The following is a 25,658-nucleotide window of genomic DNA, read 5'->3' as shown; positions in this document are numbered from 1 at the left end:
CGGATGGATGCTTTTAATGCACTTCGGCAACTTCATGCCAGCACCCACCGACATCACCTTCTTCTTCCTCATGCAGATCGGACTCGTCCTCGGTTTCCTCACTGCCTACCCCGTCGTCCGAGGACTCATGCAGCGACGCGTCAAAGTCGCCGCCTAAGCGCGGCACCGCCGAAACACCAGTTCCATCGAACCGCCCAACTGATTCGACTAATCCGCGAGGAAGGCGCGGTTCATGAAATTGTTTCCGCCTTCTTGATTTGACCCTTGGTTAGGGCGGGCCAAGCTCCTTGTTTACCGCGAGAGCCGACCTGTTCTGCTCGTTAAGTGGATCCCGTCAGCCATCTTCCGAGCACAGGAATCATGCTCTGTTCGACATCCGCTCTCTACTATGTTGTATAGTAGTCATGCGTCGTGCGTTTGACGGTCTCGGCAAAAGCCTTTGTCCAGCCCGCGTGGGTTTCTTGCAACTTGGGATCGCCCGTGGCGCACGAGAAACGCCCTACCCGAAATTGATTCTGGGCCTGTGGCCCAGAATCGACAGCTATCAAAGGAAAGCGCATGTCGACCAACGTTATCCCCCTGGAAATGACAGCCATGGGACCACCAGCCCTGCCCGAGTGGCTCGCCCCAGTCGCTTTGTTCTTTATTGCCCTGGGAGTATTGTCGGCGGCCGTCGTTCTTTACGACGTCTACGGTCGAGGCTTCCGTCAGCCCCACCGGCTGATGGAAGCCGTGTGGCCGATAACGGCTTTATACCTCGGGCCCTTTGCCATATGGGCATATCACCGTTGGGGTCGAACACGAAGCGACAAATGGCAGCGAAAGAACGGGACAGGCCCCGAACAGGGATTGTCGTCCAAGGCGCTAGTCGCCGGAAGCCCCGGTGGGGCGGCCGCGACCGCGGCGCACATTATCGGGGTTCCTCTGGTTCTTGCCAGCGGGTTGACTATTGGTGGTATAGCCCTGTGGGTGCTGATTATCGTAATTGCGCTGCTCGCCATAGCCCTCCTGTTCGTTTTTGAACTCTCTGCATCGAGGGTCACGAAAAAGGGGACACCCGTCGGCAAAAGGACCTCTGCTGCTCTGCTGGCGGCGACCGTAACGGTACTGGCCTTCGATATTGGCATGGGCGGCTGGATGATTTTCCTGCACTACGGGATGTTCATGCCAGCACCTACGGAGGCAAGCTTCATTTTCCTCATGCAAATTGGCAACATTCTCGGATTCGCCACTGCCTACCCGGCCGTCCGTTGGCTGGTTCGACGGGGCATCATCGGCCCATCCGCCTCCACCGGCGACACGACATCACACGACGGAGAGCTGGTCGACTCCACAACGGGCAAACTCCCGGGATAGTCCAGCCATTCGGCCGGGGGCATCGTCTGTGGTCCCCGGCCGCAACGGCACTTTGCCAGGACAGCTACTAAGTCAACGCCGTCGTGAGGTAAAGTCTTACCCCGCCTCATTCCCGGCGAAGGAATAGCCCAGACCTCACCCAGACCGCTGTTGGCTGCTAAATTTCCAGATATGAGAAGCTTCAGTCTGCCACTCTTATCTCCAAGACCAGCAAGACAGCACGCCGTGGCCGCGGTGTTCTTGGCAGGTGCCGTCATCGGTGTCCTGGGCGGCATGATCGGCTTGGGCGGGGCCGAGTTCCGGCTACCTCTCCTCATCGGGCTCTTCGGATTCGCCGCCCTGCAGGCCATCATCATGAACAAAGCCATGAGCCTCGTCGTGGTCATCACCGCCCTGCCGGCCCGCCTCCTCGGCGTCCCTCTGGACGACCTGTCGCCCTACTGGTTCATCGTCCTGAACCTCCTCGCCGGCAGCTTGGTCGGTGCGTGGCTTGGAGCGCACTGGGCCACCCGGCTGAAGTCCACGACGCTCTACCGTGTGATCGCCGTCCTGCTCGTCTTGATCGCGGTCCTGCTGTTCATCACCCATTTTTCCCCCGTGGACCCCCTGACGATTCACGCGGGACCACGGACCGCGCTTGGCATTCTGGCCGGCGTCGTCATCGGCATCGTAGCCGCGCTCATGGGTGTTGCCGGCGGGGAATTGCTCATCCCCACGATTGTGCTGCTCTACGGCACAGACATCAAGATCGCTGGCAGTCTCTCCCTGGCCGTGTCACTGCCGACCATGCTCGTCGCGTTCGCACGCTTCAGTAAGGATAAAGGCTTTGCTGTCCTCGGCCAGAACAAACGCTTCCTGATTGCTATGACACTTGGATCGATCGTCGGGACCGTGATCGGCGGCCTCTTACTAGGGGTCGTGCCAAGCACTGTCCTCATTCCACTACTCGTGCTACTCCTGCTCCTGTCCTCGATCAAAATCTGGAACCACGGCTAGCAACCACCTATAGCCACCCAGAAATTGCTTCCACTACAGTTAGGAATAACCATCGACTAGGCAACCAAATCCGGTCGATAGATCACCACAAGCCGCAGGATTCCCCTGAGTCAAGCCCGTCCTAGTGGTCCTGAACAGCGTTGACATAGTCAGTCGATGTCTTCACCGGCGAGAGCTTTGGCTGCGAGGTGTTCTTCCTGGGCTGTTTCCCAGACTTCTTTCGCGGCGCTGACATTCACGACAATGATGACAAGCCCAAGAACGAGGTCAGGCCATCCCGACCTGCTCCAAACGGTGATGATTCCCATGGCGATGATGGCTACATCAATTAGGACATCATTCCGGGCGGACAGGACCGCCGCCCGGGCCATGGAGCTACTGTGGCGTCGGAACCGGGCCAGGATGAAAGAACACACGAGGTTCACCGTTACTGCCCCGCCAGCAGTAAGGATCAGTGCCAGCGGATCCGGTGGAATGGGGCCGCCGAACTTCGTGAAGGCCTGCCATGCCGCGGCCAGAGCGGGAAGCAGGATGATGAGCGCCATGGTCTTCCCTGCCAGAGCTTGCGCCCGCAACGACCACCCCAGTGCCACGAAGATCAACCCATTGATGGCTGTGTCTTCAAGGAAGTCGACACTGTCAGCGAACAAGGAAACAGACCCGACGGACAGGGCGACCGTGACCTCGACGAAGAAGTAAGCAAAGTTGAGCCCTGCCACGGTGAGAACAGCAGCCTTGAGCTGCTGAGCAAGAGTACGAGAACGTCGTTCGGGCATCACACGGTCTTCACCTCGGCGGAATTGAAGACGGAGCGGCCTAAACCGAAACCAAACCGCTGGTCTCCATCATCGCCGCCACGAACCTAGATCGGTAAAGCGCCATACTCTCCCTACCCCTCCACAAGAGAGCGCTTCACCGAAGTCCTGCCTCTGTCAGACCGAGGTAGTGGGGCTACTTCAAACCGTCGCACCCGGCCACCTCACGCTTAGCGGATCTGTTTGCTTTTAGGATTCTGTGTTAGGCACCGGCGGTGGGGGTGTGAAGCGGTTGAGTCGGGCCGAGTTGACGACGACGCTAATGCTGGACAGTGCCATCGCCGCTCCGGCAACCATTGGTGAGAGCAACGCGCCGGTAAGTGGGTAGAGTAGGCCGGCTGCGAGGGGGATTGCTGCTGTGTTGTAGCCGAACGCGAGGACGAGGTTTTGGCGGATGTTGCGCAGGGTGGCTTTGGAGAGTGCGATCGTTTTTGTCAGCCCTGAGAGGTCCCCGGACATGAGGGTCACGTCAGCGGCTTCGATGGCGACGTCGGTTCCGGTTCCGATGGCTATGCCGACGTCGGCTTGGGCGAGGGCGGGGGCGTCATTGATGCCATCGCCGACCATGGCCACGAGTTTGCCTTCGTCTTGCAGGTTACGAATTTCGGCAGCCTTGTGTTCGGGCAACACTTCGGCCAGTACCCGGTCGATGCCTACCTGTCGGGCGACGGCGAGGGCTGTTGCCTGGTGGTCACCGCTGATCATGGCAACTTCCAGGCCCAGCCTGCGTAGGCCAGCGACCGCCGATTTCGAGCTTGGTTTGAGGGTGTCGGCGACGGCGATGACGCCGGCCGGCTGGCCGTCAATGGCCACGAACATGGGTGTCTTTCCCTCGCCCGCGAACTGTTCAACCGCTTCCAGGAGGTCGCCGGTGGGTATCCCCTCCTCATTGAGCAGGACCGCGTTGCCGATGAGGACCTGCCGGTGATCAACGGTGGCACGTATCCCTTTGCCGGTGATCGATTCGAATCCGGTCGCGGGAATCAGTACCGCACCGCTGTTACGGGCGCCGTCGGTGATCGCTGCAGCCAACGGGTGCTCGCTGTCCGCTTCGGTCGACCCTGCCAGGCGAAGGAGCTCTGCCTCGTTGATGCCAGCTGTGAACACGTTGGTGAGGGCGGGTTTGCCCTCGGTGAGGGTGCCCGTCTTATCCAGGACGACGGTGTGCAGTTTGTGGACTGTTTCCAAGGCAGCAGCGGTCTTGATCAGCACGCCTAGGGCTGCGCCTTTGCCGGTCGCGACCATGATCGACAGTGGTGTGGCTAGGCCCAGCGCGCAGGGGCAAGCGATGATCAGCACGCTCACGGCTGCCACGACGGCCAGCGGGAGCGAATCGGCGAGGACGAACCACAGGACGAACGTGGTGATCGCGATGAACACCACTGCTGGTACGAAATAACCCGACACGGTGTCCGCGAGGCGTTGAATGGGAGCCTTGGAACTTTGCGCTTCCTGCACCAGCTTGATGATCTGCGCCAGGGCGGTATCTGATCCGACCCGGGTGGCGCGCATGGTGAACGCGCCGGTTGTGTTGACGGTTGCCCCGATCACGGTATCCCCGGTGGTTTTGGTCACCGGGATGCTTTCTCCGGTGACCATCGATTCGTCGATGGTCGAGTGACCGTCGACGATTTCACCATCGACAGGTAGTTTCTCTCCTGGGCGGACTCGGATGTCGTCACCGACGCGTACCTGCTCAACCGGTGTTTCTACTTCCTGCCCGTCCCGCAGGACGCGTGCCGTCGCGGGAGTCAGTGCGACGAGGGCGCGGATGGCGTCTCCGGTACCTGCCCGGGCGCGCGCTTCGACCAGCCGGCCCAGAAGGATGATCGTGATGATGAAAGCCACCACTTCGTAGTAGACGTCTCTGACGCCTTCCGGGAGGATCTGTGGGGCGAAGGTGGCAACCAGGCTGTAAAGGAAAGCAGCGGTGGTTCCCAGGGTGATCAGGCTGTTCATTTCAGCGGAACGGTTTGCCAATGCCCGCCATCCGATCCGGTGGATAGGCCAGCCGACGACCAGCATCACCGGCAGGGCAAGCATCAACTGGCTCACCGGGCTCTGCAAGATGCCAGGCACATACTGCTCGCCGACTAATTCGGAGACCATGACCGCGTACAACACTGGCAGGGTCAACACCGTCCCCAGACCAACCCGCCATCGCAGGTCTTTCAGCTCAGCTCTACGAGCCTCGGCCTCTGCATCCTCAGTTGACGCCGAGCCCGGCTCGGGGCGCAGACGTGCGGGGAAGCCGGTTAAATCGGCGACCGTACGCTCGAGTGTGTCAATGTCGACCTGCTCGGCGTCATAGGTCAGGACAGCGCGTTCGGCGCCGAAGTTGACCACGGCAGACCCGACTCCCGTCAGGGAGCGGAGTTTGGATTCACTGCGTTCAGTGTCGATGGGCAGGCTGCGCAGGGCTCCCGGCAGCATGAACTCGGCACGCAGGTAATGGTCTTGAAGCTCAAGTGTCGGCCCAACACCGACAGCCCTAGCCACTTTGCTGGCGCTGCTACCACTGTCCGATGTTCTGACCGCAGACCCGCCAGTGTCCCCGGAAGCCTTCCCAGAAGTAGAGGTGCCATCGGCCGGGGGAGGTTCAACGATGAGTCTGCCGTGCAGCATGTTCATGCCACACGCCCAGGGATACTCACCCGGCTCCTCAATCATCAGATCAACTGTTGTGGTAGCGAAAGCCGCCAGGGAAGCGCTCTTGCGCAGATCAGGGAAAACCACGCGACTAGTGCAGTCGCTGTTGTCCTGCCGGTCAAACCGTAGCTGAACAGGAACCCCTGCGGTGACCTGGATCAGATTCGGGGAATATCCGCCGCGCACTGAAATGTCCACAACCTGCCTTCCGGCGCGGACCAGAGCCACCTCGGCAGTGCGCGGTGCAAAAAAATACCACGCCAGAAAACCGATTGCCAGAATACCTCCGGCTATCACCACTGCATCGACTACATCCATCAACACTTCTCCCGTTAGCTTTGCCTGTCATAGAGCCCCGGCACAACACCATCGAACCCCTTGCTACTATGGAAGATAGTATCGCATGTAGCGACGAAAGGTAGAACGATCATGCAACCAAACACAGCGGGGCTAGATACCTCGACCAGAGTTGGCCAGATGCGGCTAGTACCGCGCCCAACACAGAGGGTCGCCCGCCTCGCGGGCAGTATCGCGGTCGCGTCGGTCGTCTTCCTCACTGGATGCGGAGCAGCCGATCCGTTGGCACAGCAGGCGTCGGCCGGGGACAATAAAAACTACATTGCAGGGGATGGCTCCGTCTCAGAATTCGCCGCCGAAGACCGCGAAGACCCAATATCACTCGAAGGAACTCTTCTCGACGGAAGCACAGTCAGCACCACCGACCTTCAGGACCAAGTGACTGTGCTCAACTTCTGGTATGCCGCCTGCGCGCCATGCCGCGTGGAAGCGCCGGACCTAGAAGCGCTCCATCAGGAGTTCTCCGGCCGAGGCGTGCAGTTCTACGGCGTCAATATTCGAGATGAAGCACCCACAGCGACCTCGTTCGAACGAAACTTCGGCATCTCCTATCCGAGCATGCTCGATACCGACGGAAGCATCTTGTTGGGGCTGAGCGCACAAGTCCCCCCACAAGCGGTGCCAACCACTCTGGTATTGGATAAACAGGGGCGTATCTCCGCGCGGATACTCGGCATAGCGGAAAAAAGCACCCTCAAAGCGCTCATAGAAGCCGCGTCCGGCGAGCCGTAACCTGACCATCCCCCTCCGGGACACGCAATGGCTGCGCCGAACCGGCTTCTGGAAGCCTCCAAACACACCGTCGACCGGCTGATGCGCGAGGAGGGCATGAACGGTCTGATCAGGGGTTCTGAGACCCATACCACGGTCCACGGCAAGGACGGCCGCCGCGCCGGGATCTGCTGAATCGGGACTTCACAGCCCTCTGCGCGAACACGACGCGCTACTGCGCGAACACCGTCAACACTCCACGGAGCCAACCTTCCAAGAGGACTATCCCACTCACCGGCCCATGGTCGAGCGGTCCATCGCCTGGCTCACCCGCGGCAACCGACGCGTTCGGCACCGGGGCATCAGCCGGAACAACTCACGGCTACAGCGACGGATCGCGGGACTAAGCCTGCGACGAATGCTGGCCCTCGGACTGACCGCGAAGCAGGGAACATGGAGCGCTGGGCCAATCCACCGCTCCAACCCGGTTCATCCATAAAACCACTCGATGACAGCCCAAATTCGAGGCAGAATGAACGCAACCGGGCGGAGCGACCCCGCTGTCGCACCCAAAACGCTGACCAGAACACGCCGCTAGACGGCCATTGATGGCGTTCCGATCTCCCGATTACCTCGTTGTTCAGCAGCCTTCTAGCGGCGGCGGTCCAAGTGAAGCCGGGTCCACCTTTCTGAAGCCAACTCAGCCGTAAATGGCTCCGCCCCGGCGCTCAGCCGGTGCTATCGAGGATCAGGCGCACCGCTTCCGTTGGTTGGTCCCAGTGCGGGAAGTGACCGCAGTTTTCAAACCAGTGGAGCGTTGCATCCGGGAACAGCTCGGTGGCCCGCGCCGCCTGACTGGGAACGGTGACCTTGTCCTTCCGCCCCCATCCAATAACCATTTTGCCCTTGAGCGAACCAGCAGGCGCGCCTTCCTGACGGGGTCCGTGAATCAGCGCGTTGAGGGCCGGGTCGAGACTGGTCGATGTTTTGAAACCGCGAAGCTCGTGCAGGACCAGATCTTGTGGCAGCTTCCAGGGACGGGCGGAGAACTGCGCCAACAGGGCAGTGCGGCCCGCGGGATTGCCTGTGAGGAAGGGCAGTGCCGGTTGGATGCGGCGCACCAGTGCTACGGATGCCTTGATGCTTGCACCAAAGATGGCTGCCTGGCGGTCATTCCAAAATCCACCGGGGTCCAGTGCGACAGTCGTGCCAGCGTGCCCTCGACGTGCCATTTCCATCACCATCCGGGCGCCCATGGAGCTGCCTACCAGATCAAGGTCGCCCAGTTCCGCGTCGCGGATAAAGGCTTCGACGGCGTCGGTCAGCGTGGCAATGGTGGTTTCGCCGGTCAACGGCTCTGATTCGCCGCAACCGGGGAGGTCGACGGCGATGACATCGCGTTCAGCGGCCAGCGCCGGGATTATCGGGTTCCAGTTGCCAATACTGGAACCGAGCCCGTGGATCAGGAGGAGTGGCTTACCGGAGCCTTGCCGGGTTGAGTGCAGCATTGTTTCACTCTAACCCGGATTCTTCATCGCCCGTCTGATCGGCAGAGAATTCTGAGTGGGCCGCTGTTGGTCTGGTGCAGGTTGTCTTCGGGCATGACAGTGTGTCCCTTGGGTCGCTGGGTGGTTGCCGGTTCCATTGGCCAATGGATTTCCTGCATTGGTGGTCGGCGGGTTTCCGACCGGTGGCCCGGCTGTCTTCGGGCTACCGGGGATTCTTGGGTCAGTCACGTGCTGCGAGGAACCGTTCGAGGGCGGGGAGGTCGTCGGTGTTGATGTGGTCGACACCAGCATCCGCCAGTTCTGTCCAAACGGCTTCACGTGCCGCTCCGGGGAGGTCCGGTGTTGCCCAGAACCGGACGCGTGCGTCCCGTTCGTGGGCAGTAGCGACGTAGGTCCGGAGTTTTTCGCGTTCAGCGGCCGGCATTTCGCCTACGCCCTGCCAGAGGAAAAGTTGGTTCCAGTTGTTGCTGATCAGGGGCATAAGGTTCGCGGGCAACGCGGAAATCAGGTCGGTTGCGCGTCCGTCGTAGAAGCTCGCGCGTTGCTGGTCTGCCGCCATCGTTGCTAGGGGACGGTTGCCGCTCACGACGACGCTCACCGCGCCCTGTTTCACTTTTCCGTTGTTGAAGCGGGTGAGCATGGAGCGGTGCTTGTCGAGCTCGGACTCAAGGGCCGCGTAGGTTTGCTCGGCATCACCTTTGATGTCGACCAGCAACTGGAACTCGCCGTCCCATCCCGGGTAGACGCTGCCAGCTTTCCCGTCGACCAGTTCATCGAGCGGGTCAAGGTAGAGGCTTTCGAGTGTCACTCCAGCAGTGACATCTTCGCGGTCATGAGCCACGAGGAGCTCGCCGTCAACGAGCCAGACATCAGCTTCGACACTGGTGAAACCGTGCTGAAGTGCATCGAACAGCGGACGGTCGTGCTCGTAGTCGTTATGCGCATGCGCCGCCTCGCGTGGTGAGCCGAGTGATACTTCCTCTGCTGTCTGGGCTGCGTTCGCCGGAATGGCTGTAGAGATGGCAAGGGACGAGCAGACGAAGAGCAGAACGAACGGACGGGGCAAGGACATGGTCCTCAACTTTCATAAGGGGGATGCTGGCCCTCTGACGCTAGGACGTTCAGGTGAGCATTAGGCTGACACACGCTGGCGCACAGGTGAACATCGCACGACGCCAGGTCAGGCGAGCATCGGGTAATTCATCAGCCCGGACGACGCAACCAGGCGTGAATCGCCTGAACTCGTTGGCAGTCTTCGGCGGTTCCGAGTTTCGTATGCTGGGTCGGATACCGCTGATGCCTAGCACGGCAACGCCACGGCGAAACTTTGCAGAACCGTCCTGTCAGGCATGCTGGGCCTGGACGGTAATCCACTCCGCGACGTCGCCACTATCCCGACGAACCACAAGGAAGTCCGGGCGCTCAGACTACCCGAGGTCGACGCGCTCCGTGCCGGCCTTCGACAATGGGAGGCAAACAAGACGCAGGCAGGCCGCTACCCCACCGTCGACATGCTCGACGTCGTCGACATCATGCTGGCCACCGGTGCCCGCATCGGCGAGGCTCTAGCCATCCGCTGGCAGGACATCGATCTGAAGGCAGAGCGGCCGACAGTCACCGTCAACGGAACCATCGTCTATATGCCGGGACAGGGCCTGACCATCCAGGACCACCGTAAGAGCACCAATAGCCATCGACGCCGATGACCTTCACCGCCGTGAACCGGTTCGGGACGTCAATGAGGACCCGTCTTCCCTCGGCCAGGACAGCGTCGTTCGCGGTGTTCCAGGACACGCCGAGGCCTTCAGCGACCCGGGCGACGGTGAGATGCTGAGATGCTGAGGTGCTGACAGACGATGCCTTCCAATGCCCAGCGCAGGCCCCGGCGGGAAAGCTTCGCTCTCGGCTGGGCGGCCTTCGTCGTGTCTTGGCGCCACGCATGCCCGCACCTGGTCCACCGGTACCGCCGGATCCGGATCAGCAACGTCGTCGGTCGCCACCCCAACGGCTCGTGCGCGAGTCGGCGGATCACCGTGTCCCGAGGTACGCCCTGGCATCCGCAGCGTCGGCACCAGTCATCGGGCGCGACCGCCCGGCACGCGGCCACCGCCCGACCGGGCTCCAACCGCTGGCCAACGGCTTCCAAACCAAGCTCGTTAAGGCGGCAAAACGTTGTCAGGTCAGGGCGAACAAAGGTAGCGTTAAGCACGTCGGGGTCTTCCAGATGGGTTGTGTGAGAACTTCCATCATCGGGAGATCCCGACCCCAATCACGGGACCGACGCGCCAACCCCGACTACACCCTCCATTGCGAAGAGCCTCTTAACAGCGACGCGGGAAGCCAATCCACCTCTATCCGTTACACCGACACCCTGGCCCTGGAGGGCCTGCAGCCCTCGATCGGCAGCGTGGGTGACGCGTATGACTGTCAGTTTGTTTCTGTCGGGTCGAGACTGATCCGGTAACCCGGCCGGCGCGGTCTGACTCTTGCTTACGATCGGCCCGATAGGTGCCTTTGCGTTGATCTGTCGACCGTCCGACTGGTCTTGCAGTAAGGGCTGTCGCCTGTCGGATGTGACCTGATAGGAGCCTGGAGCAGACTTTGCGAGCGTCCCCGTGACAGTCCTGTCCACCCGCTGGCGACAGCGTGATTCCACGCCAACGGGCAGAAGGACAGGACACGATGACGGATCTCACCTCGACGCGATCGGGCCACATTGTGGTCGGCGTCGACACGCACAAACACATCCACGTAGCCGCCGTGGTGGACACGATCGGTGGCATCCTCGCGACGCTGACGATCCCGACCGACACCGGCGGGTTCTGGCAGCTACTGGCTTGGGCGGAAGAGTTCGGCCGGATCCTCGCGTTCGGGATCGAGGGCACCGGCTCCTACGGAGCCACGCTGACCTGGTTCCTGCGCCGACACGACATCAAGGTCGTCGAAGCCGGCCGCCTTGACCGGCGGCTGCGGCGCGCGAATGGCAAGTCCGACACCCTTGATGCGAAAAAACGCCGCCACGAGCGTGCTTGCAGGATTCGCGACCGCAATCCCGAAGACCGCAGACGGCGCCGTCGAGATGATCCGACAGCTGAAAGTCGTGCATGATTCCGCGGTCGTCAACCGTTCCTCAACAATAATCATGATCAAAGCGATGCTGGTCCACGGCTCGGACGAGCTGCGCCGCGAGACGAACAAAATCTCACCTCCCAGGCTCGCCCGGCACCTCGCAGGGTCACGGCCGCGGAACCTGAACACTCCCGACGACGCGCTGCGCCACTTGGTCCGCACCCTGGCGCGACGCTGGCTCGCCCTCGACGCCGAAGCCAAAGAACTCGAGGGCCTGATCGACGCCCTCGTACGTCGCACTGCGCCGCAGCTCCTCGAGCAATTCGGGATCGGAGTCGACACCGCTGCCGAGATTCTCATCGTCGCCGGAGACAACCCTGAACGGATCCGCTCCGAAGCCGCCTTCGCTAAACTCGCCGGAATTGCCCCCGTCCCCACGGGTTCAGGGATGACCAGCGGAAAGCATCGCATCAACCACGGCGGGCATCGCCAGCTCAACGCCGCAATCTATCGAACGGTCATCGTCAGAATGAGATTCCACGAACGGACCATCGCCTATGTCGCCCGCCGGACCGCAGAGGGCCGGAGTAGACGCGACATCATCCGCTGCCTCAAGCGCTACGTCATCCGCGAGGTCTACCACCTCATCAAACCGAACCCGACAACCGGCGAAAACAGGAGTTGACAACTATAGGAGCTTCAATGCCGCCGCCGAAACGGTGATGGGGCTATTCAAGAACAATCTACAAACCGGCCCGTCACCCGACACAGCCGCCAACAGACAGGCGGCATGATTCCCGGGACGGTTCATTCCGGAAACCGACGTGCAGCAAATCGCCTTCGAATGGGTCCACTGGTGGGACGGTTCATTGGTTCAAGGTGCTGATTTTCGTCGGTGAAAAAAAGGTGTCCCCGTGCGCCATCTGGTTGATCGTGTCACTGGGAAGATTTCAGCCGTGGTTCGTGTTCGGACCAGCCTTGAAACTCCCGACGAACTCGAATCCCAAGTAATCAATTTCGCCATTTTCATCACTTCGGTGACCGTCAGGTTCTTTTGGCCGCGTATCGACCTCTTCACAGAATGCTAAGGGCAGTTATGCAACCTTCCCACGTGTACGTCGTTCAGTGAGACCCGGATACCCAGCAGGTTTTCCATAGGGGAACCAGGATTGAAAGAGAGTCGGCGAAAAGAGTTGGTCCAAGACCATGAAGGCAGCGCCTCGGAGGCCCGCGCGGTCGGAGTTCATGGATGGGAGGATCCGGAGTGAACGGGTTGCCAAGGGGAGGGAACGCTCAAGAATTGTCGTCCGTATTTGTGAGAGGTAAAGATCACCAGCGCCGATTACGCCTCCACCGAGCAGAACCAAAGATGGATTGAACAGGTTTACTAGGTTGGATATCGCCTCACCGACCATCCTTGCAGATTCCTGTAGTAGATCTCGTGCTAAAGCGTCACCGCGGCTGGCCGCGTCAGCGACGTCCTCGGCACTCACAGACCCGGCGGAGGCGAGTTTTGTAGCCAGTATCGCGCTGTGACCTGCCCTGGCGACTTGTTCACCGCGCCTTCCTATAGCTGTGCCTCCTGCAAGTGCTTCGAGGCATCCTCTTTTTCCGCAGCGGCAGACCACTGTGCTGGAATCTGAAATTACGATATGCCCAATGTCGCCTGCACTGCCCTGGGCTCCGCGGTGGAGGCGGCCTTGGGAAACCAGTCCGGCCCCGATTCCGGATCCAATCTTAAGGCAGATGAAATCCAGGTCATTTTGGGCCAGGCCGCCGCGTAATTCGCCCAGTGCGATGAGGTTCACATCGTTGTCGACCCATACCGGGGCGTCGAATTTTGACGAGAAGTACGCTCTCACGTCGAAACCGTTCCAGCCGGGCATGATGGGAGGCACGACCGGCTGGCCTGTCGCGAACTCGACTGGCCCTGGTAATCCGATACCGACGCCCCATACCGGGGCATCACCTTCTCGTGTACTGAGTATTTCGGTGAAAAGCTGGTGCACACGGCTAAGAGCGATCTCGGGTCCATCAGTAATGTCGGCGTCTTCTACATGTACGTCCGAGAGATTTCCGGCAAGGTCTGACACCGCAACTGCAACGCTCGTCGCACCGAGCTCTGCGGCCAAAATCATGCCGGCTTCGGCGCAGAAAGTTATGCGCCGGGGAGCCCGGCCGCCGCTAGAACGCGCCAAATTTCCTTCGCGAAGTAGTCCGGATTGTTGAAGAGTGGCGACCCGTTGCGTAACGACGTTTCGGCCTAAACCGCTGTACTCGACCAACTCGGGACGGGTGGATGCCCGGCCTGAACGCACCCCCTGCAGAAGAGAAAGGAGCCCCCCAAGATGCTCGAAGGTGCGCCCCACCTCGTCTAGTGCTTCCATTGCTTCACTCCTTTTTCCCAGATTAATCCTAATTTAGTACAGAATGTGTTGACTTCTGCACGATACATGCATAAGTTTGTGATGTGCCCCACCATTGTCGGGGCTCAGCATGAATAAAAGCGTCCAGTGACGCCCACAGCCTCTGCCGTTCCATCGAGCGAATGGCATCACCTCCCGGGAGATCAATGATGAAACTCACCTATCGCTTCGCGGCAGTGGCGGCAGCAGTCGCGCTTGCTGCCACTGGTTGCAGTACCACGAGCACCTCAACATCCACCGAAGATGCAGGGGTGAGCGAAAAGGCGAATGCCGCGCTGGCAAAGATTTCGGACACCGTCCTCAGTGAGGGCCCCAACGGTGAGGAAGCGACACCCGCCAGTGAGATTGAATTGACTGAGGAAGACGTAGCAGCGGTCAACGCCCTCGGTGCCAAAGCAGCAATTGTCATGCACTACGGTGGCAATGACTGGGCAACGGCACAAATCGATGGTCTTCGAAGCGAGTTTGAACGCCTAGGGATTGAAGTCACCGCTGTCACTGACGCCAACTTCAAGCCAGACAAGCAGGTCTCCGACTTGGAGACGGTGATGGTTCAGGACCCGGATGTCATCATTTCGATTCCAACCGACCCCGTTGCTACCTCCAGCGCCTACAAGCGGGCTGCCGATGCTGGGATCAAGTTGGTGTTCATGGACAATGTTCCCCAAGGTCTGACGGCCGGCGAGGACTACGCATCCGTGGTTTCCGCAGATAACTACGGCAATGGGGTTGCTTCGGCACATTTGATGGCTCGCGAGCTCGGCGGCCAGGGACAGATTGGCCTGATCTACCACGAAGCGGAATTCTTCGTGACCCAGCAGAGGTATGACGGATTTAAGGAAACCATCACCAGTGAATACCCCGATATTGAGATCGTCCAGGAACAGGGTATCGCTGGTCCGGACTTCGCTGGGGACGCACAGGGCGCAGCCAACGCGATGATCACCCAGTATCCGACCCTTGGCGGTATTTGGGCTGTGTGGGATGTCCCCGCCGAGGGTGTCATGGCAGCTGCACGCGCTGCAGGTCGCACTGATCTGAAGATCGCGACAGAGGATCTTGGTAAAAACGTCGCCATCGCACTAGCAAAGGATGAGCTCGTGATCGGGCTCGGGGCCCAGGTCCCGTTTGACCAGGGTGTGACGGAGGCTCGTCTTGCTGCCATGGCGTTGCTTGGCCGCGAAACACCACCCTATGTTGCGCTCAGTTCGCTTCCCGTGGATCACGACAATGTACTTGAAGCGTGGGAGCAGGTCTATCAAGAGGAAGCGCCGCAGGACTTACGGGACTCCTTCAAGGACTAGGACTAACCGACTCCGGAGGACCAGCGCTGCTGGTCCTCCGGCCATTGAAAGGTAAGGCCATGGCCGAAAAGGTCAAAGCAGTCCAAATGCGCTCCATCTCGAAAAGCTTCAGTGGCGTACGTGTCTTGCAGGATGTTGACTTCGATGTCGTTGCCGGTGAAGTGCACGCCCTTGCCGGCGGTAACGGGGCTGGCAAATCCACCCTGATGAAAATTCTGCAGGGCGTGTACCAACTGGATTCCGGGGAAGTGGAGATTTCGGGCAAAAAGGCTGACTTGAACTCCATCCATGACGCGAAGGCGGCAGGGATCGGGATGGTTTTCCAAGAGTTCAGCCTCGTCCCGGCGTTGACCGTCGCACAAAACATTTTCCTCGGTGTCGAGCCGATGAATAGAGGCTTGATTGATGACGGCGAGTCGGTACGCAGAGCGGCGAAAATTTTCGAGGACATGGAGGTTGCGGTTGATCCGAGGGCGACCATCGCGGACCTTGGCACCGCGTATTGGCAGCTGACGGAAATCGCCAAGGCACTGGCACAGGACGCGACCGTGCTGATTATGGATGAACCGACCGCCAGCCTTGCCCGTCACGAAGCAGAGGCGCTTTTCGACCTGGTCGACCGGCTCAAAAAGCGTGGGATTTCCATCATTTATATCTCACACCGGATGGACGAGGTGTACCGGATAGCGGACCGCATCACCGTACTCCGCGACGGGCAGTGGCTGTTCACCAAGGCGCTCACTGAGGTAACTCCAGAAGAAATTGTGGAGGGCATCGTCGGTAAGAAAATCGAAGGGCAGCTTGCCTACCAGGCACGAAACGCTACAACCGGTGAGGGGGCACCTGTGATTGAGGTTGAAGGGCTCACCGCCGGTGACCGGGTGCGTGATGTGACCTTTTCCGTCCGTGCCGGTGAAATCGTTGGCCTTGCTGGCCTGATGGGTAGCGGGCGCACTGAACTGACCCGGGTCCTCTTCGGCGTCGACCGCGCGAGCGGCGGAACCATCAGCATCCGGGGCAGAAAAACGAACATCAGCAATCCCCGCGACGCCATGAGGGCAGGAATCGCCCTCATCCCTGAGGACCGACGGGAACAGGGACTCGTCCTCGATCATTCAGTGCGCGAAAATCTTCTGCTACCCCTTCTCGACCACCTCAAGAAGGGCCCCTTCCTTAGTCAAGCGGCGGGAAAGACACTGTCCTCCTCACTGCTTGCGCGGTTCGCCGTCAAGACTTCCCACCCGGACAAACCAGTCAGGCTTTTGTCTGGCGGCAACCAGCAGAAAGTCGTCCTGGCTAAGTGGCTTGGCACCGAACCAGACATCCTCATCCTCGATGAGCCGACCGCCGGCGTCGACATCGGCACCAAAAGCGAAATCCTCGCAATGATCAGGGCGATTGCTAGCGAAGGAAAAGCGGTCATCGTGATTTCTTCCGAGTATCCCGAGCTCCTCGCGGTCAGTGACCGCATCCTCATTCTTAAAGCCGGATCCATTTCGGCCGAACTCGACCGGGCCGAGATCCCAGACGAGGAATACCTTCAACTTGCAGTCCAAGGGGTCTGAGCCATGAATGTAACATCAACATCAAATCCACCTACATCCGAGATGAGCCAACGCCTCAAAGGGCTCGACTGGCGACGGTACGTCATTTACATCGGATTCGTCGTGGTCTTCATCCTCTTCGCGGTTCTCTTAGGCGATCAGGGGTTTCTCAGCAGCAACAACCTCCTGAATATTTTCAGGCAGACTGCGACCATCACCGTCATCGCGGTCGGTATGACCTATGTCATTGCGTGTGCGGAAATTGACCTCAGTGTGGGTTCAGTAGCAGGCCTATCGAGCGTATGTTCGGCCATGGCCATCTCGCAGTGGGGTCTTTTACCGGGCATCGCGGCTGGTTTGGGAGTTGGTTTGGCTGTAGGTGCGATCAATGGAGCACTGGTTAGTCTCCTGAGCATCCCATCCTTTCTGGTGACCCTCGGCATGCTTGGCATCGCTGCAGGCGTTGCACAATGGATCACGGCCTCCGCTCCGCAACCCATCCTCAACGAGACTTTTAACATGCTCTTCGGGTCCGGAAACCTCGGACCGATACCAGGGCTGCTGTTTTGGAGTCTGGCGTTCGTCATTATCGGCGCAATTGTCATGTCCCGCACGAAGTTCGGCCGCCAGGTCGTAGCCACCGGGGGAAATCGCACGGCGGCGGAGTTTACCGGCATCAACACCAAGAAGATCAAGTTTCAGGTACTGCTGATCTCGGGTGCTGCCGCTGGCGTCGCGGGCATGTTGTATGCCGGACGCCTGCAATCAGGACGGTTCCAATGGGGTGAAGGCGACGAGCTTTCGGCTATCGCTGCGGTCATCCTTGGCGGAACCAGCCTTTTCGGTGGACACGGACGAGTCGTTGGCACCTTGGTTGGAGCCCTGCTCATCGGCCTGATCAACAACGGGCTTATCCTCGCGGGCCTTGAGAGCAGCCAGCAGCAAGTAGTCCGTGGCGCTATCATCATCCTGGCCGTCGCCCTTGCACGGAAGAAGTAACGGCGATGAATCCCCAACTTCGAGCAGGCATTATCGGCACCGGATTCATGAGCGGAGTCCACGCGCAGGCAATCAGAACCGTCGGTGGCACGGTGACCCGTGTGGCTGGCAGTTCCCAAGCCAGCGGTGATGCTTTCGCCCGCCGGATAGGCGCCGAAAGCGCAGTACCCACCGCAGATGCTCTCATTGGATCTGACGACGTCGACGTCGTCCACATCTGTAGCCCTAACAACACGCACGCCGAACTCGCGCTCAAAGCGATCAAAGCAGGCAAGGCGGTGGTATGCGAGAAGCCCTTGGCCACAACCGTTGCCGATGCGCAAACTCTCAACGCAGCAGCCGACGCCGGGGGCACGATCACAGCTGTCCCTTTCATCTACCGTTTCTATCCTGCAATTCGGGAAGCGCGGGCGCGGATCCTCTCCGGTGAGGGCGGCAACTTGTGGCTTCTGCATGGTTCCTACCTCCAAGACTGGCTGAGTGCGGACGACGCAACCAATTGGAGGGTCAATCCGGAGCTGGGCGGAGGGTCTCGGGCGTTTGGTGATATTGGCGTCCACTGGTGCGACCTAATGGAGTTTGTCACCGGTCACCGGATTGTGCGATTGATAGCAACGATGTCAAATGCATTTCCCCGTCGTGTAACGGAAGGGGAAATGAAAACCGTTTCGACTGAAGACGGCGCAAACATCTTGTTCGAAACCGACCAGGGAGCATCGGGCTCGCTGGTCATCAGTCAGGTATCGCCAGGACGGAAGAACCGTCTGTGGTTTTCCTTCGACGGCACCAAAGCGTCCTACAGCTTTGATCAGGAAAACCCGGGAAACCTTTGGATTGGGGGGAGCCGGTCCACGCAGATCCTGCCCGCGGGCAATGACAGTCTCGGGGCGTCCGTTTCAGCTGATTACGCGTTCCTGCCCGCAGGTCACCCGCAGGGCTACCAAGACTGCTTCAACGCATTCGTCGGAGACATGCACGCAGCCGTGCGCGGTGAACGACCGGAAGGACTTCCCTCGTTCGCCGACGGGCTACGTTCAGCGCAACTTACCGAAGCCGTCATCACCTCTGCCGCATCACGCTCCTGGACCGACATCCCGCTGCCAGTCACAGCCCACAGTTACCTATCAATATCCTGAAAGGCCTGTCATGAAACTTGGATATCACTCGCAAACCTGGGGTGGCGTTGTAGGCCATCCAGTAGGTGTCACCAGCATCAAAGATCTCTTCTACCGAACCAACGGGTCGATGGAGAACGCCATCCGCGACATCTCTTCAGCCGGATACGCGGGCACCGAGATGTTTGATGGCAACCTAGTGGACTACGCGGATCAACCACAGGTGCTGCTCAACGCACTTGCAGAAGCGAACCTTGAACTCGTAAGCGTTTACAGTGGTGCGAACTTTATTTACGCGGACGTTCTTCCCGATGAGCTTCACCGCATCCACCGCGCGTCCGAACTCGCTGCAACCTTCGGCGCGGAGCGCCTGGTGGTGGGCGGAGGCGCCAGGAAAGCTGCTGGCACTACCGATGAGGACTACCTCCGGCTGGGCGAAGCGCTGGACCGAGTCACCGACATCGCAGCAGGATACGGGCTTTCCGCCACCTACCACCCACACCTATCAACGATCGTTGAAAGCCCCGATGAGCTGGAACGGCTCATGGTCAACACCGGTATCGGTTTCTGCCCGGATACCGCGCACCTAGCTGCCGGCGGCGGGGATCCAGCAGCACTGATTCGCCGGTACCCCGACCGTGTCCGCCACGTCCATCTCAAGGACTTTCGTCAGAACCCGTTCCAGTTCCTGCCGCTGGGCGAGGGAGACCTCGACTTCCCCGATATCATCCAGGCAATCCGCGAATCCGGGTATGACAGCTGGCTGATGGTGGAGCTCGACTCCTACGACGGCGACCCGAAAGTTGCCGCGGAAATTAGCAAAAAGTACCTCGACCAACTCCTGGAAAACTCCTAATAGTTTTCTGCCAACTGCTACAGACATAAGGAAGAGACATCATGCGTGATTTGAACGTAGGACTTATTGGGGGCGGTTTCATGGGCAAGGCTCACTCGCTCGCCTATGCAGCAATGCCGATGTTTTTCTGGCCGGCACCGGCACAGCCTGTCCGAAAGACGATCGCCGAGGCAACCCCCGAGCTCGCCGATGAGGCATCGCGCCGTTTCGGGTTCGAGAAGTCCACCTCGGACTGGCGAAGCATCATCGATGATCCCGAAATCGACGTGGTAGATATCGCGACGCCCAATCATCTTCATGCAGAGATCGCCATCGCAGCGGCACAGGCTGGCAAACACATCATCTGCGAGAAGCCTCTGGCGCGTACTGGGGAAGAGTCCAAGGCAATGTACGACGCCGTGAAAGACACGGAACTGGTGCACATGGTTGCGTTCAACTATCGCCGAACTCCCGCCGTTGTCTTGGCCAAGAAATACATCGACGAGGGAGCGATCGGTCGGATTACGAACTTTCGCGGCACCTACCTGCAAGATTGGAGCGCGGATCCGTCGTCGCCCCTGTCCTGGCGGTTCCAGAAATCTATTGCAGGTTCCGGTGCACTGGGTGACATTGGAACGCACGTCATCGACATGGCCCGCTACCTCGTGGGCGAGGTTTCCTCCGTGAACGCGCTTATGTCCACCTTCATTTCCGAGCGGCCGCTGCAGAGCGGCGGTGCGGATTCACTGGGTAAGGCCCGTGAATCCGAAGGGCCCAAGGGAGCCGTGGATGTGGACGATGAGTTCATGACACTGGTTCGGTTCGACAATGGCGCCGTAGGATCCATCGAAGCAACTCGAAACGCGCACGGCCGCAACAACTTCCTGACCTTCGAAATTCACGGTACCGAGGGCAGCATCGTGTTCAACTACGAGCGCCGAGACGAACTTCAGGTCTGCTTTGCCAATGATCCAGCCGACCGCAAGGGATTCAGGACCGTCTACACAGGGCCAGCGCATCCCTACGGCGACAGTCTGTGGCCCATTCCCGCTCTGGGCATCGGCTACGGCGAGACTAAGATTATTGAAGCCTTCGACTTCTTCAGCGCTATCGCCAACGGTGGGTCAGTCAGCCCGAACTTTGCGGACGGCTACCAGGTAGCTCTCATCGATGACGCAATTATCGAGTCGGCCCAGTCCGACACATGGGTAAAAGTGCCACGCGTTGAAAGCTGACATTAATCACGTAGTCCTCGTCCCGGTATTCGAAGCCCGCCCGGAGCAAGCAGCCACTCTTGGCCGCCTGTTATCAGAGCTCGCTGTGATCAGTCGCCGGGACGAGGGCTGCATCACCTACTCGGTACACACGGATGTCGAGAATCCTTCCCGTTTCGTTCTGTATGAGGTTTGGGAAAGTGCAGACAGCCTTGTTGCGCACGACGGCACTGACCACGTCCGCCAATTTTTGATCGATGTCAGCAACCTCCTGAAAGTTCCCTTCCAAGTGAGTCGGCTGCAAAAAGTCACCTGATGGGCACCAAATTCGGATTGAGCCGATTGATTCCAAGGAGAACCATGACCCGCAACTTCACCCTGTTCACCGGCCAGTGGGCCGACCTCCCGTTCGAGAGGGTTGCCGAGCTTGCCGGGCGGTGGGGCTACGACGGCCTCGAGATCGCGGTGTCCGGCGATCACCTCGATGCGTGGCGGTGGGACGACGACGCCTATATCCAGGATCGCCTCGACATCCTGGAGCGCAACAACCTGAAGGTATGGGCCATCTCGAACCATCTCACGGGCCAGGCGGTGTGCGATGACCCCATCGACTTCCGGCACGAGGCGATCGTGGGCCCCCGGGTGTGGGGCGATGGCGACCCCGAGGGGGTCCGTGGACGGGCTGCGGAGGAAATGAAACTCACCGCCCGTCTCGCCCAGAAGCTGGGCGTGAAGACGGTGGTCGGCTTCACCGGGTCTTCGATCTGGCAGTATGTCGCCATGTTCCCGCCCGTCCCTGCGGGCAGAATTGATGCCGGATACCAGGACTTCGCGGACCGCTGGAATCCCATCCTCGACGTGTTCGACGAGTGCGGGGTCAGGTTCGCCCACGAAGTACACCCCTCGGAAATCGCCTATGACTACTGGTCGACCCAGCGGGCGCTCGAGGCCATCGGGCACCGGCCGGCCTTCGGTTTGAACTGGGACCCCAGCCACTTCATGTGGCAGCAGATCGACCCGGTGGCGTTCATCTCCGACTTCGCGGACCGGATCTACCACGTCGACTGCAAGGACACCAAGATGCGCATGGGCGGCGGCCGCAACGGCATCCTGTCCTCGCACCTGCCCTGGGGCGATCCCCGCCGCGGCTGGGACTTCGTCTCCACCGGCCGGGGCGACGTGCCCTGGGAAGACAGCTTCCGCGCACTCACCGCGATCGGCTATGACGGCCCGATCTCCGTTGAATGGGAGGACGCCGGAATGGACCGCCTGCAGGGAGCACCCGAAGCGCTGGCCTTTCTCAAGCAGTTCGACTTCGCCCCGTCGGACACATCATTCGACGCCGCCTTCACCCAGTAGGTACATATCCAGTTCGCTTTCTTATACCGCTCGTCCCCCGCGAAAAGTGTTTTACAGCTGGGGTCCGCATCATCACAAGTGGAACCCGGTTAGGGTACATGGTTGCAAGACAGCGTGCGGAGCAAGGCGGCGGCGAAGCGGGAATGTCTCGACCATGTGTCTTGTAACCGAAGGGTTCCGAGACGCAGGTTCCCCTGTGGCAAACCGCCGTGGTCAACCGACCCCCTTCAATAACCCCCACGGAGATCGGATGAGGAGATCGGTTAGGTCAGGTAGCGAAGTGACGCTTGGTCCGTGGCGTACTGAAGAATACTCGATCGTTCTCGCGAAGGAGTTTCTGCGGGGGCTTAGACGCCATCCTGGGCGACCCGTTGAAGGACCCCGGGCGGCATGTTTCGGGGCGTGCTGGATATTCGAGGTCTTTATGCGGTCGCCGCGGACTTCGCGCAGTGCTAGCTCATCGCGCCGCAATAGTTGCCACTTGCGGCTTCTGGTGGCCGTTCATGGGCTCTGAGGTGTAGACGGCGAAGAGCACACCTTCAGCGCTGGTGTCGTGGCCGAGGTAGCTGGCCACCATCTTTGCGTAGCTGATTTCGGTGTTGGGCTTCGGCAGCTCGACGCGGAGAATTGGCTCTACGTGGTTGTCGGCGAGGGTGATGCAGACCAGGCCTTCCTGGGGCCAAAACCCCAGGGTGTGGCCAATGAAACTGAGGACGTCGGCGGAGGTTTTTATGGTTAGCGGTTCCATGTTCCTTCTCCTTCAGCGACTGGCCGGCACCGGGCGTGTCTGTCAGATTGTGCGTCGTTCTGATAGAGGAATTACCGCCGGGTACGAGGGGCCGGAGTGCAACTTGACCCAATCCCGCGCCTCGCTCCTGGTTGCGCGGAGGACCCGCCCAGCGATGATGGGGATCAGAATGACAAACAGCGAAGATGCTTCTGGTCATTTATGGGTATGTTTCGGTGGCACGGCATGACGCCGATAGTCCATTTGTTCTGTCAAGAAGCTACCTTGTTCGGTGACACCACCACGGCGCTTCTAAAGGCTCGCCTTGTTCCTGCGGTTCGGTCGCACACAGGTGGCGTTCAGCCCACCGCTTACCCACCGGAAACAACGAGCCGGGTCGAAAGGCGATGATCAGTCGGAATCACTCAAGGGGCGTTATTACTGGGGATTTATGGGGTGGTGGAATCCACCGGAAACTGACAAAAGACAGGGATTGCTAATCCGTTTGTCCTGGATTCAAGCCCCATCAGCCCTACCTCTGCGAAGTCCCCGGAACAATGCGTTCCGGGGACTTCGTTGTTTCGCCTGATCCCGCGTCGGTCATTGGCAACGAAGTTACTCATGGGTAACATAGTCCCAAGAACCGCTGGACTACGTAAAGGACACCCGCATGAGCAAGCCGGTCATCGATGTAAACAACCTCCCGTACGCTGACGGCGACTTCTACTCCTACGAAGCACTACTCAGCCAGAAGGAACGAGACCGGCTCGAAGAGATTCGCCAGTTCCTGAAAGCCGAAGTCAAGCCTCATGCCACGGGTTGGTGGAACGCCTCAACGTTCCCCAAAGACCTCATCCCCAAGCTTGCCGAACTGGATATAATGAGCCCGGTCCGCCGTCAGGGCTTCTCCAATCTGTTCGCCGGTCTGATGCACGCCGAGTTCACCCGCGCCGATACCTCAATCGCAACATTTATTGGGGTCCATGATGGTCTGTTTACCGGGTCGATCGAAGAACTTGCCTCGCAGGAGCAGCAGGAAGCCTGGCTCCCAGACATCTACTCGATGAAAAAGATCGGCGCGTTCGGACTAACCGAGCCTCTCGGCGGATCCGACGTGGCCGGCGGCACCCGCACCACGGCCCGCCGCGACGGCGATAGCTGGATCATCAATGGAGCCAAACGATGGATCGGAAACGCCACCTTCTCGGACTGGGTCGTCATCTACGCCCGTGATCTCGAGGACAACCAGGTCAAAGGCTTCATGGTGGACACCGGTCTCAAGGGTTACCACGCCACCAAGATCGAAAACAAGATTGCGCTGCGCACCGTCGAGAACGCCGATATCACCCTCGACAACGTAGTGGTCCACGACGACTTCCACCTTAAAGGGGCCAACAGCTTCAAGAACACCAACAAAGTGCTGAAGGTTACCAGGCTCTCGGTCGGCTGGCAGGCGGTAGGTCAGCAGCTCGCAGCATTCGATGTGGCGCGTCGCTACACAGTGGAGCGGTACCAGTTTGGGCGCCCGCTCGCCTCCTTCCAGCTCGTCCAGCAGCAACTCGTCGAGATGCTGGGTAATACTGTTAGCTCAATGGGCATGATGGTCCGTCTGGCGCAGCTGGAAGACGATGGGCTTGCTAAGGACGAGCAGTCGGCCATGGCTAAGGCCTTCACCACGGCACGAATGCGCAAGACAGTTGCCATGGGCCGCAGCCTGCTCGGCGGAAACGGAATTGTCACTGACTACGAAATGGCCAAGATCTTCTCCGACGCGGAGGCCGTGTACTCCTATGAGGGCACCCACGAGATCAACACCCTGGTGACAGGACGAGCCATCACGGGTATCGCCGCATTCGTCTAAGCCCATGCGTATCGTTTGACTCACGGGCCGTGCAGGGGGAGAAGCACCGACGGGCGGCGGTCAACGACAAAGTCGAGCGGATTCACGTAAACGCCACCCCGTCGGACCCCCCAGTGCAGGCAGGTCGTCGGGCAGTGCGTCCCGGCGGCTTCCGGACCTGAGGTGCGCAGATCGGCGGCGTCCGGTTCGGGGCCTCGCAGCTCAGACGCAAGGGCGCCGACCGTTTGGCCCTTGTGAACCACCTCCCCGCGCTGCAGGCGGGCAACTACTGGCTCGAAACTGCTCAGTAGCCCGCCGCCGTGGTCCACGGTGACCACCGGCCGGTCCACCACCCACCCAGTGAAGACCACCCGACCCGGCGCAGGGCTGCGGATGTCGACGGTCCCGGTGGCTGGGAGATCGACGCCTCGATGGCCTGCCAGCCACCGCTGGGCCGGTGGTTCAAAGGGTCTCAGCACCCTCGGTGTGGGGGAGAGCGGCCAGGTCCACGTTGGCTCGGCCGTGATGCCCGGGCCCGTGCGAACCGCACCGGCACCAGCGGACCCGGTGGCCAGCACCAGCAAGGCGCTAGCCACGAGCACCACGAGAGCGGCGGCCCTGCTCCGAACTGAACCATGAATTTGGCCTGGGCTCGTGACCTGGCCGGATCCCTGATTCCAGTCGGTGCTTCTGACCAGGGTGGAACCCTTGCCTGGGTCGGGGCCCCTGCCCCCGATTTTGCCCCCGCGCCGGACTCGGTTTCGAATGCTGCTCTTCGACATGGTTCAAGTGTTCGCCGGCCGGCCCTGCATTGGGGGTGTGGGGCTGCTATGT

At 60.1% G+C, this 25,658-nt stretch carries 25 protein-coding genes and 1 pseudogene; 18 read left to right on the top strand and 8 right to left on the bottom strand.

Features of this window, described 5'->3' with window-relative positions:
• Positions 1-7: 7 nt before the first annotated feature.
• The 3 genes from ACX80G_RS12905 to ACX80G_RS12895 all read left to right on the top strand — a co-directional run bounded on the left by ACX80G_RS12905 (position 8) and on the right by ACX80G_RS12895 (position 2,352).
• Positions 8-157 (top strand): DUF4396 domain-containing protein, encoded by a 150-nt coding sequence (locus ACX80G_RS12905; RefSeq protein WP_459308052.1) that lies wholly within the window; start codon positions 8-10, stop codon positions 155-157.
• A 401-nt stretch (positions 158-558) separates the two neighbouring features.
• Positions 559-1,356 carry a DUF4396 domain-containing protein gene (locus ACX80G_RS12900; RefSeq protein WP_459308044.1) on the top strand — a complete coding sequence of 266 codons (798 nt, stop codon included), beginning with the start codon at positions 559-561 and terminating at the stop codon, positions 1,354-1,356.
• Between the two features lie 171 nt (positions 1,357-1,527).
• Positions 1,528-2,352, top strand: a complete 825-nt coding sequence (locus ACX80G_RS12895) for a sulfite exporter TauE/SafE family protein (protein WP_459308043.1) — start codon at positions 1,528-1,530, stop codon at positions 2,350-2,352.
• 149 nt (positions 2,353-2,501) lie between these two features.
• On the opposite strand, the gene ACX80G_RS12890 is transcribed toward ACX80G_RS12895, so the two are convergent.
• Both ACX80G_RS12890 and ACX80G_RS12885 read right to left on the bottom strand, forming a co-directional pair.
• Positions 2,502-3,128, bottom strand: coding sequence for a cation efflux transmembrane domain-containing protein (locus tag ACX80G_RS12890; RefSeq protein ID WP_459308042.1), 627 nt, complete (start codon positions 3,126-3,128; stop codon positions 2,502-2,504).
• A 228-nt stretch (positions 3,129-3,356) separates the two neighbouring features.
• Entirely contained in the window at positions 3,357-6,134 is a 2,778-nt protein-coding gene (locus tag ACX80G_RS12885) for a heavy metal translocating P-type ATPase (RefSeq protein ID WP_459308041.1), read from the bottom strand.
• A gap of 261 nt (positions 6,135-6,395) precedes the next feature.
• Here ACX80G_RS12885 and ACX80G_RS12880 point away from each other — a divergent pair, with 261 nt between their 5' ends.
• Genes ACX80G_RS12880 through ACX80G_RS12870 form a run of 3 tightly spaced genes read left to right on the top strand, consistent with a single transcriptional unit; the run spans position 6,396 to position 7,383 of the window.
• Positions 6,396-6,905 (top strand): TlpA family protein disulfide reductase, encoded by a 510-nt coding sequence (locus tag ACX80G_RS12880; protein WP_459308040.1) that lies wholly within the window; start codon positions 6,396-6,398, stop codon positions 6,903-6,905.
• A 27-nt stretch (positions 6,906-6,932) separates the two neighbouring features.
• Complete coding sequence (locus tag ACX80G_RS12875) at positions 6,933-7,079, top strand: hypothetical protein (protein ID WP_459308039.1); 147 nt, start codon at positions 6,933-6,935, stop codon at positions 7,077-7,079.
• The gene (locus ACX80G_RS12870) at positions 7,024-7,383 is read left to right on the top strand and encodes a transposase (protein WP_459308051.1); all 360 of its coding nucleotides are present in this window, start codon (positions 7,024-7,026) and stop codon (positions 7,381-7,383) included. Before ACX80G_RS12875 ends, ACX80G_RS12870 begins: the two co-directional genes overlap by 56 nt.
• Positions 7,384-7,612: 229 nt before the next feature.
• Here the strand turns inward: ACX80G_RS12870 and ACX80G_RS12865 are convergent, their stop codons facing one another.
• Positions 7,613-8,392, bottom strand: coding sequence for an alpha/beta fold hydrolase (locus ACX80G_RS12865; protein ID WP_459308038.1), 780 nt, complete (start codon positions 8,390-8,392; stop codon positions 7,613-7,615).
• A 220-nt stretch (positions 8,393-8,612) separates the two neighbouring features.
• Entirely contained in the window at positions 8,613-9,464 is an 852-nt protein-coding gene (locus tag ACX80G_RS12860; protein ID WP_459308037.1) for a phosphatidylinositol-specific phospholipase C/glycerophosphodiester phosphodiesterase family protein, read from the bottom strand.
• A gap of 277 nt (positions 9,465-9,741) precedes the next feature.
• Here ACX80G_RS12860 and ACX80G_RS12855 point away from each other — a divergent pair, with 277 nt between their 5' ends.
• On the top strand, positions 9,742-10,098 hold the full coding sequence (locus ACX80G_RS12855) for a site-specific integrase (RefSeq protein WP_459308036.1): 357 nt from the start codon (positions 9,742-9,744) through the stop codon (positions 10,096-10,098).
• Here the strand turns inward: ACX80G_RS12855 and ACX80G_RS12850 are convergent.
• Positions 10,085-10,601 (bottom strand): annotated as a pseudogene (locus ACX80G_RS12850) (ISL3 family transposase); the annotation flags it as partial. The gene ACX80G_RS12855 and the pseudogene ACX80G_RS12850 overlap by 14 nt on opposite strands.
• A 473-nt stretch (positions 10,602-11,074) precedes the next feature.
• On the opposite strand from ACX80G_RS12850, the gene ACX80G_RS12845 reads away from it, so the two are divergent.
• Together ACX80G_RS12845 and ACX80G_RS12840 are read left to right on the top strand one after the other, a co-directional pair.
• Positions 11,075-11,500 carry an IS110 family transposase gene (locus tag ACX80G_RS12845; RefSeq protein WP_459308035.1) on the top strand — a complete coding sequence of 142 codons (426 nt, stop codon included), beginning with the start codon at positions 11,075-11,077 and terminating at the stop codon, positions 11,498-11,500.
• Entirely contained in the window at positions 11,493-12,146 is a 654-nt protein-coding gene (locus tag ACX80G_RS12840) for a transposase (protein WP_459308034.1), read from the top strand. The genes ACX80G_RS12845 and ACX80G_RS12840 overlap by 8 nt, the downstream gene beginning before the upstream one ends.
• Positions 12,147-12,555: 409 nt before the next feature.
• On the opposite strand, the gene ACX80G_RS12835 is transcribed toward ACX80G_RS12840, so the two are convergent.
• On the bottom strand, positions 12,556-13,848 hold the full coding sequence (locus ACX80G_RS12835) for an ROK family protein (protein WP_459308033.1): 1,293 nt from the start codon (positions 13,846-13,848) through the stop codon (positions 12,556-12,558).
• A gap of 185 nt (positions 13,849-14,033) precedes the next feature.
• On the opposite strand from ACX80G_RS12835, the gene ACX80G_RS12830 reads away from it, so the two are divergent.
• The 8 genes from ACX80G_RS12830 to ACX80G_RS12795 are packed head-to-tail and all read left to right on the top strand — an operon-like array spanning position 14,034 to position 22,257.
• Entirely contained in the window at positions 14,034-15,191 is a 1,158-nt protein-coding gene (locus tag ACX80G_RS12830; RefSeq protein WP_459308032.1) for a substrate-binding domain-containing protein, read from the top strand.
• 59 nt (positions 15,192-15,250) lie between these two features.
• Positions 15,251-16,756: a sugar ABC transporter ATP-binding protein gene (locus ACX80G_RS12825; protein WP_459308031.1), complete on the top strand. Its 1,506-nt coding sequence runs from the start codon at positions 15,251-15,253 to the stop codon at positions 16,754-16,756.
• 42 nt (positions 16,757-16,798) lie between these two features.
• Positions 16,799-17,734, top strand: coding sequence for an ABC transporter permease (locus tag ACX80G_RS12820; protein WP_459308030.1), 936 nt, complete (start codon positions 16,799-16,801; stop codon positions 17,732-17,734).
• 5 nt (positions 17,735-17,739) lie between these two features.
• Positions 17,740-18,870: a Gfo/Idh/MocA family protein gene (locus ACX80G_RS12815; RefSeq protein ID WP_459308029.1), complete on the top strand. Its 1,131-nt coding sequence runs from the start codon at positions 17,740-17,742 to the stop codon at positions 18,868-18,870.
• A 10-nt stretch (positions 18,871-18,880) separates the two neighbouring features.
• Positions 18,881-19,705 carry a sugar phosphate isomerase/epimerase family protein gene (locus ACX80G_RS12810; protein ID WP_459308028.1) on the top strand — a complete coding sequence of 275 codons (825 nt, stop codon included), beginning with the start codon at positions 18,881-18,883 and terminating at the stop codon, positions 19,703-19,705.
• Positions 19,706-19,746: 41 nt separating this feature from the next.
• On the top strand, positions 19,747-20,919 hold the full coding sequence (locus tag ACX80G_RS12805) for a levoglucosan dehydrogenase (protein ID WP_459308027.1): 1,173 nt from the start codon (positions 19,747-19,749) through the stop codon (positions 20,917-20,919).
• Positions 20,909-21,214 (top strand): putative quinol monooxygenase, encoded by a 306-nt coding sequence (locus ACX80G_RS12800; protein ID WP_459308026.1) that lies wholly within the window; start codon positions 20,909-20,911, stop codon positions 21,212-21,214. Before ACX80G_RS12805 ends, ACX80G_RS12800 begins: the two co-directional genes overlap by 11 nt.
• Before the next feature lie 44 nt (positions 21,215-21,258).
• Positions 21,259-22,257, top strand: a complete 999-nt coding sequence (locus ACX80G_RS12795; protein WP_459308025.1) for a sugar phosphate isomerase/epimerase family protein — start codon at positions 21,259-21,261, stop codon at positions 22,255-22,257.
• 457 nt (positions 22,258-22,714) lie between these two features.
• Here the strand turns inward: ACX80G_RS12795 and ACX80G_RS12790 are convergent, their stop codons facing one another.
• Complete coding sequence (locus ACX80G_RS12790) at positions 22,715-23,005, bottom strand: DUF4192 family protein (protein WP_459308024.1); 291 nt, start codon at positions 23,003-23,005, stop codon at positions 22,715-22,717.
• Positions 23,006-23,654: 649 nt separating this feature from the next.
• Here ACX80G_RS12790 and ACX80G_RS12785 point away from each other — a divergent pair.
• On the top strand, positions 23,655-24,845 hold the full coding sequence (locus ACX80G_RS12785; RefSeq protein WP_459308023.1) for an acyl-CoA dehydrogenase family protein: 1,191 nt from the start codon (positions 23,655-23,657) through the stop codon (positions 24,843-24,845).
• Positions 24,846-24,865: 20 nt separating this feature from the next.
• On the opposite strand, the gene ACX80G_RS12780 is transcribed toward ACX80G_RS12785, so the two are convergent.
• Positions 24,866-25,420 (bottom strand): M23 family metallopeptidase, encoded by a 555-nt coding sequence (locus ACX80G_RS12780; protein ID WP_459308022.1) that lies wholly within the window; start codon positions 25,418-25,420, stop codon positions 24,866-24,868.
• Positions 25,421-25,658: the final 238 nt, after the last annotated feature.

Source organism: Arthrobacter glycogeni, from assembly GCF_054510815.1.
This window is presented reverse-complemented; position numbering and strand designations above follow the sequence as displayed.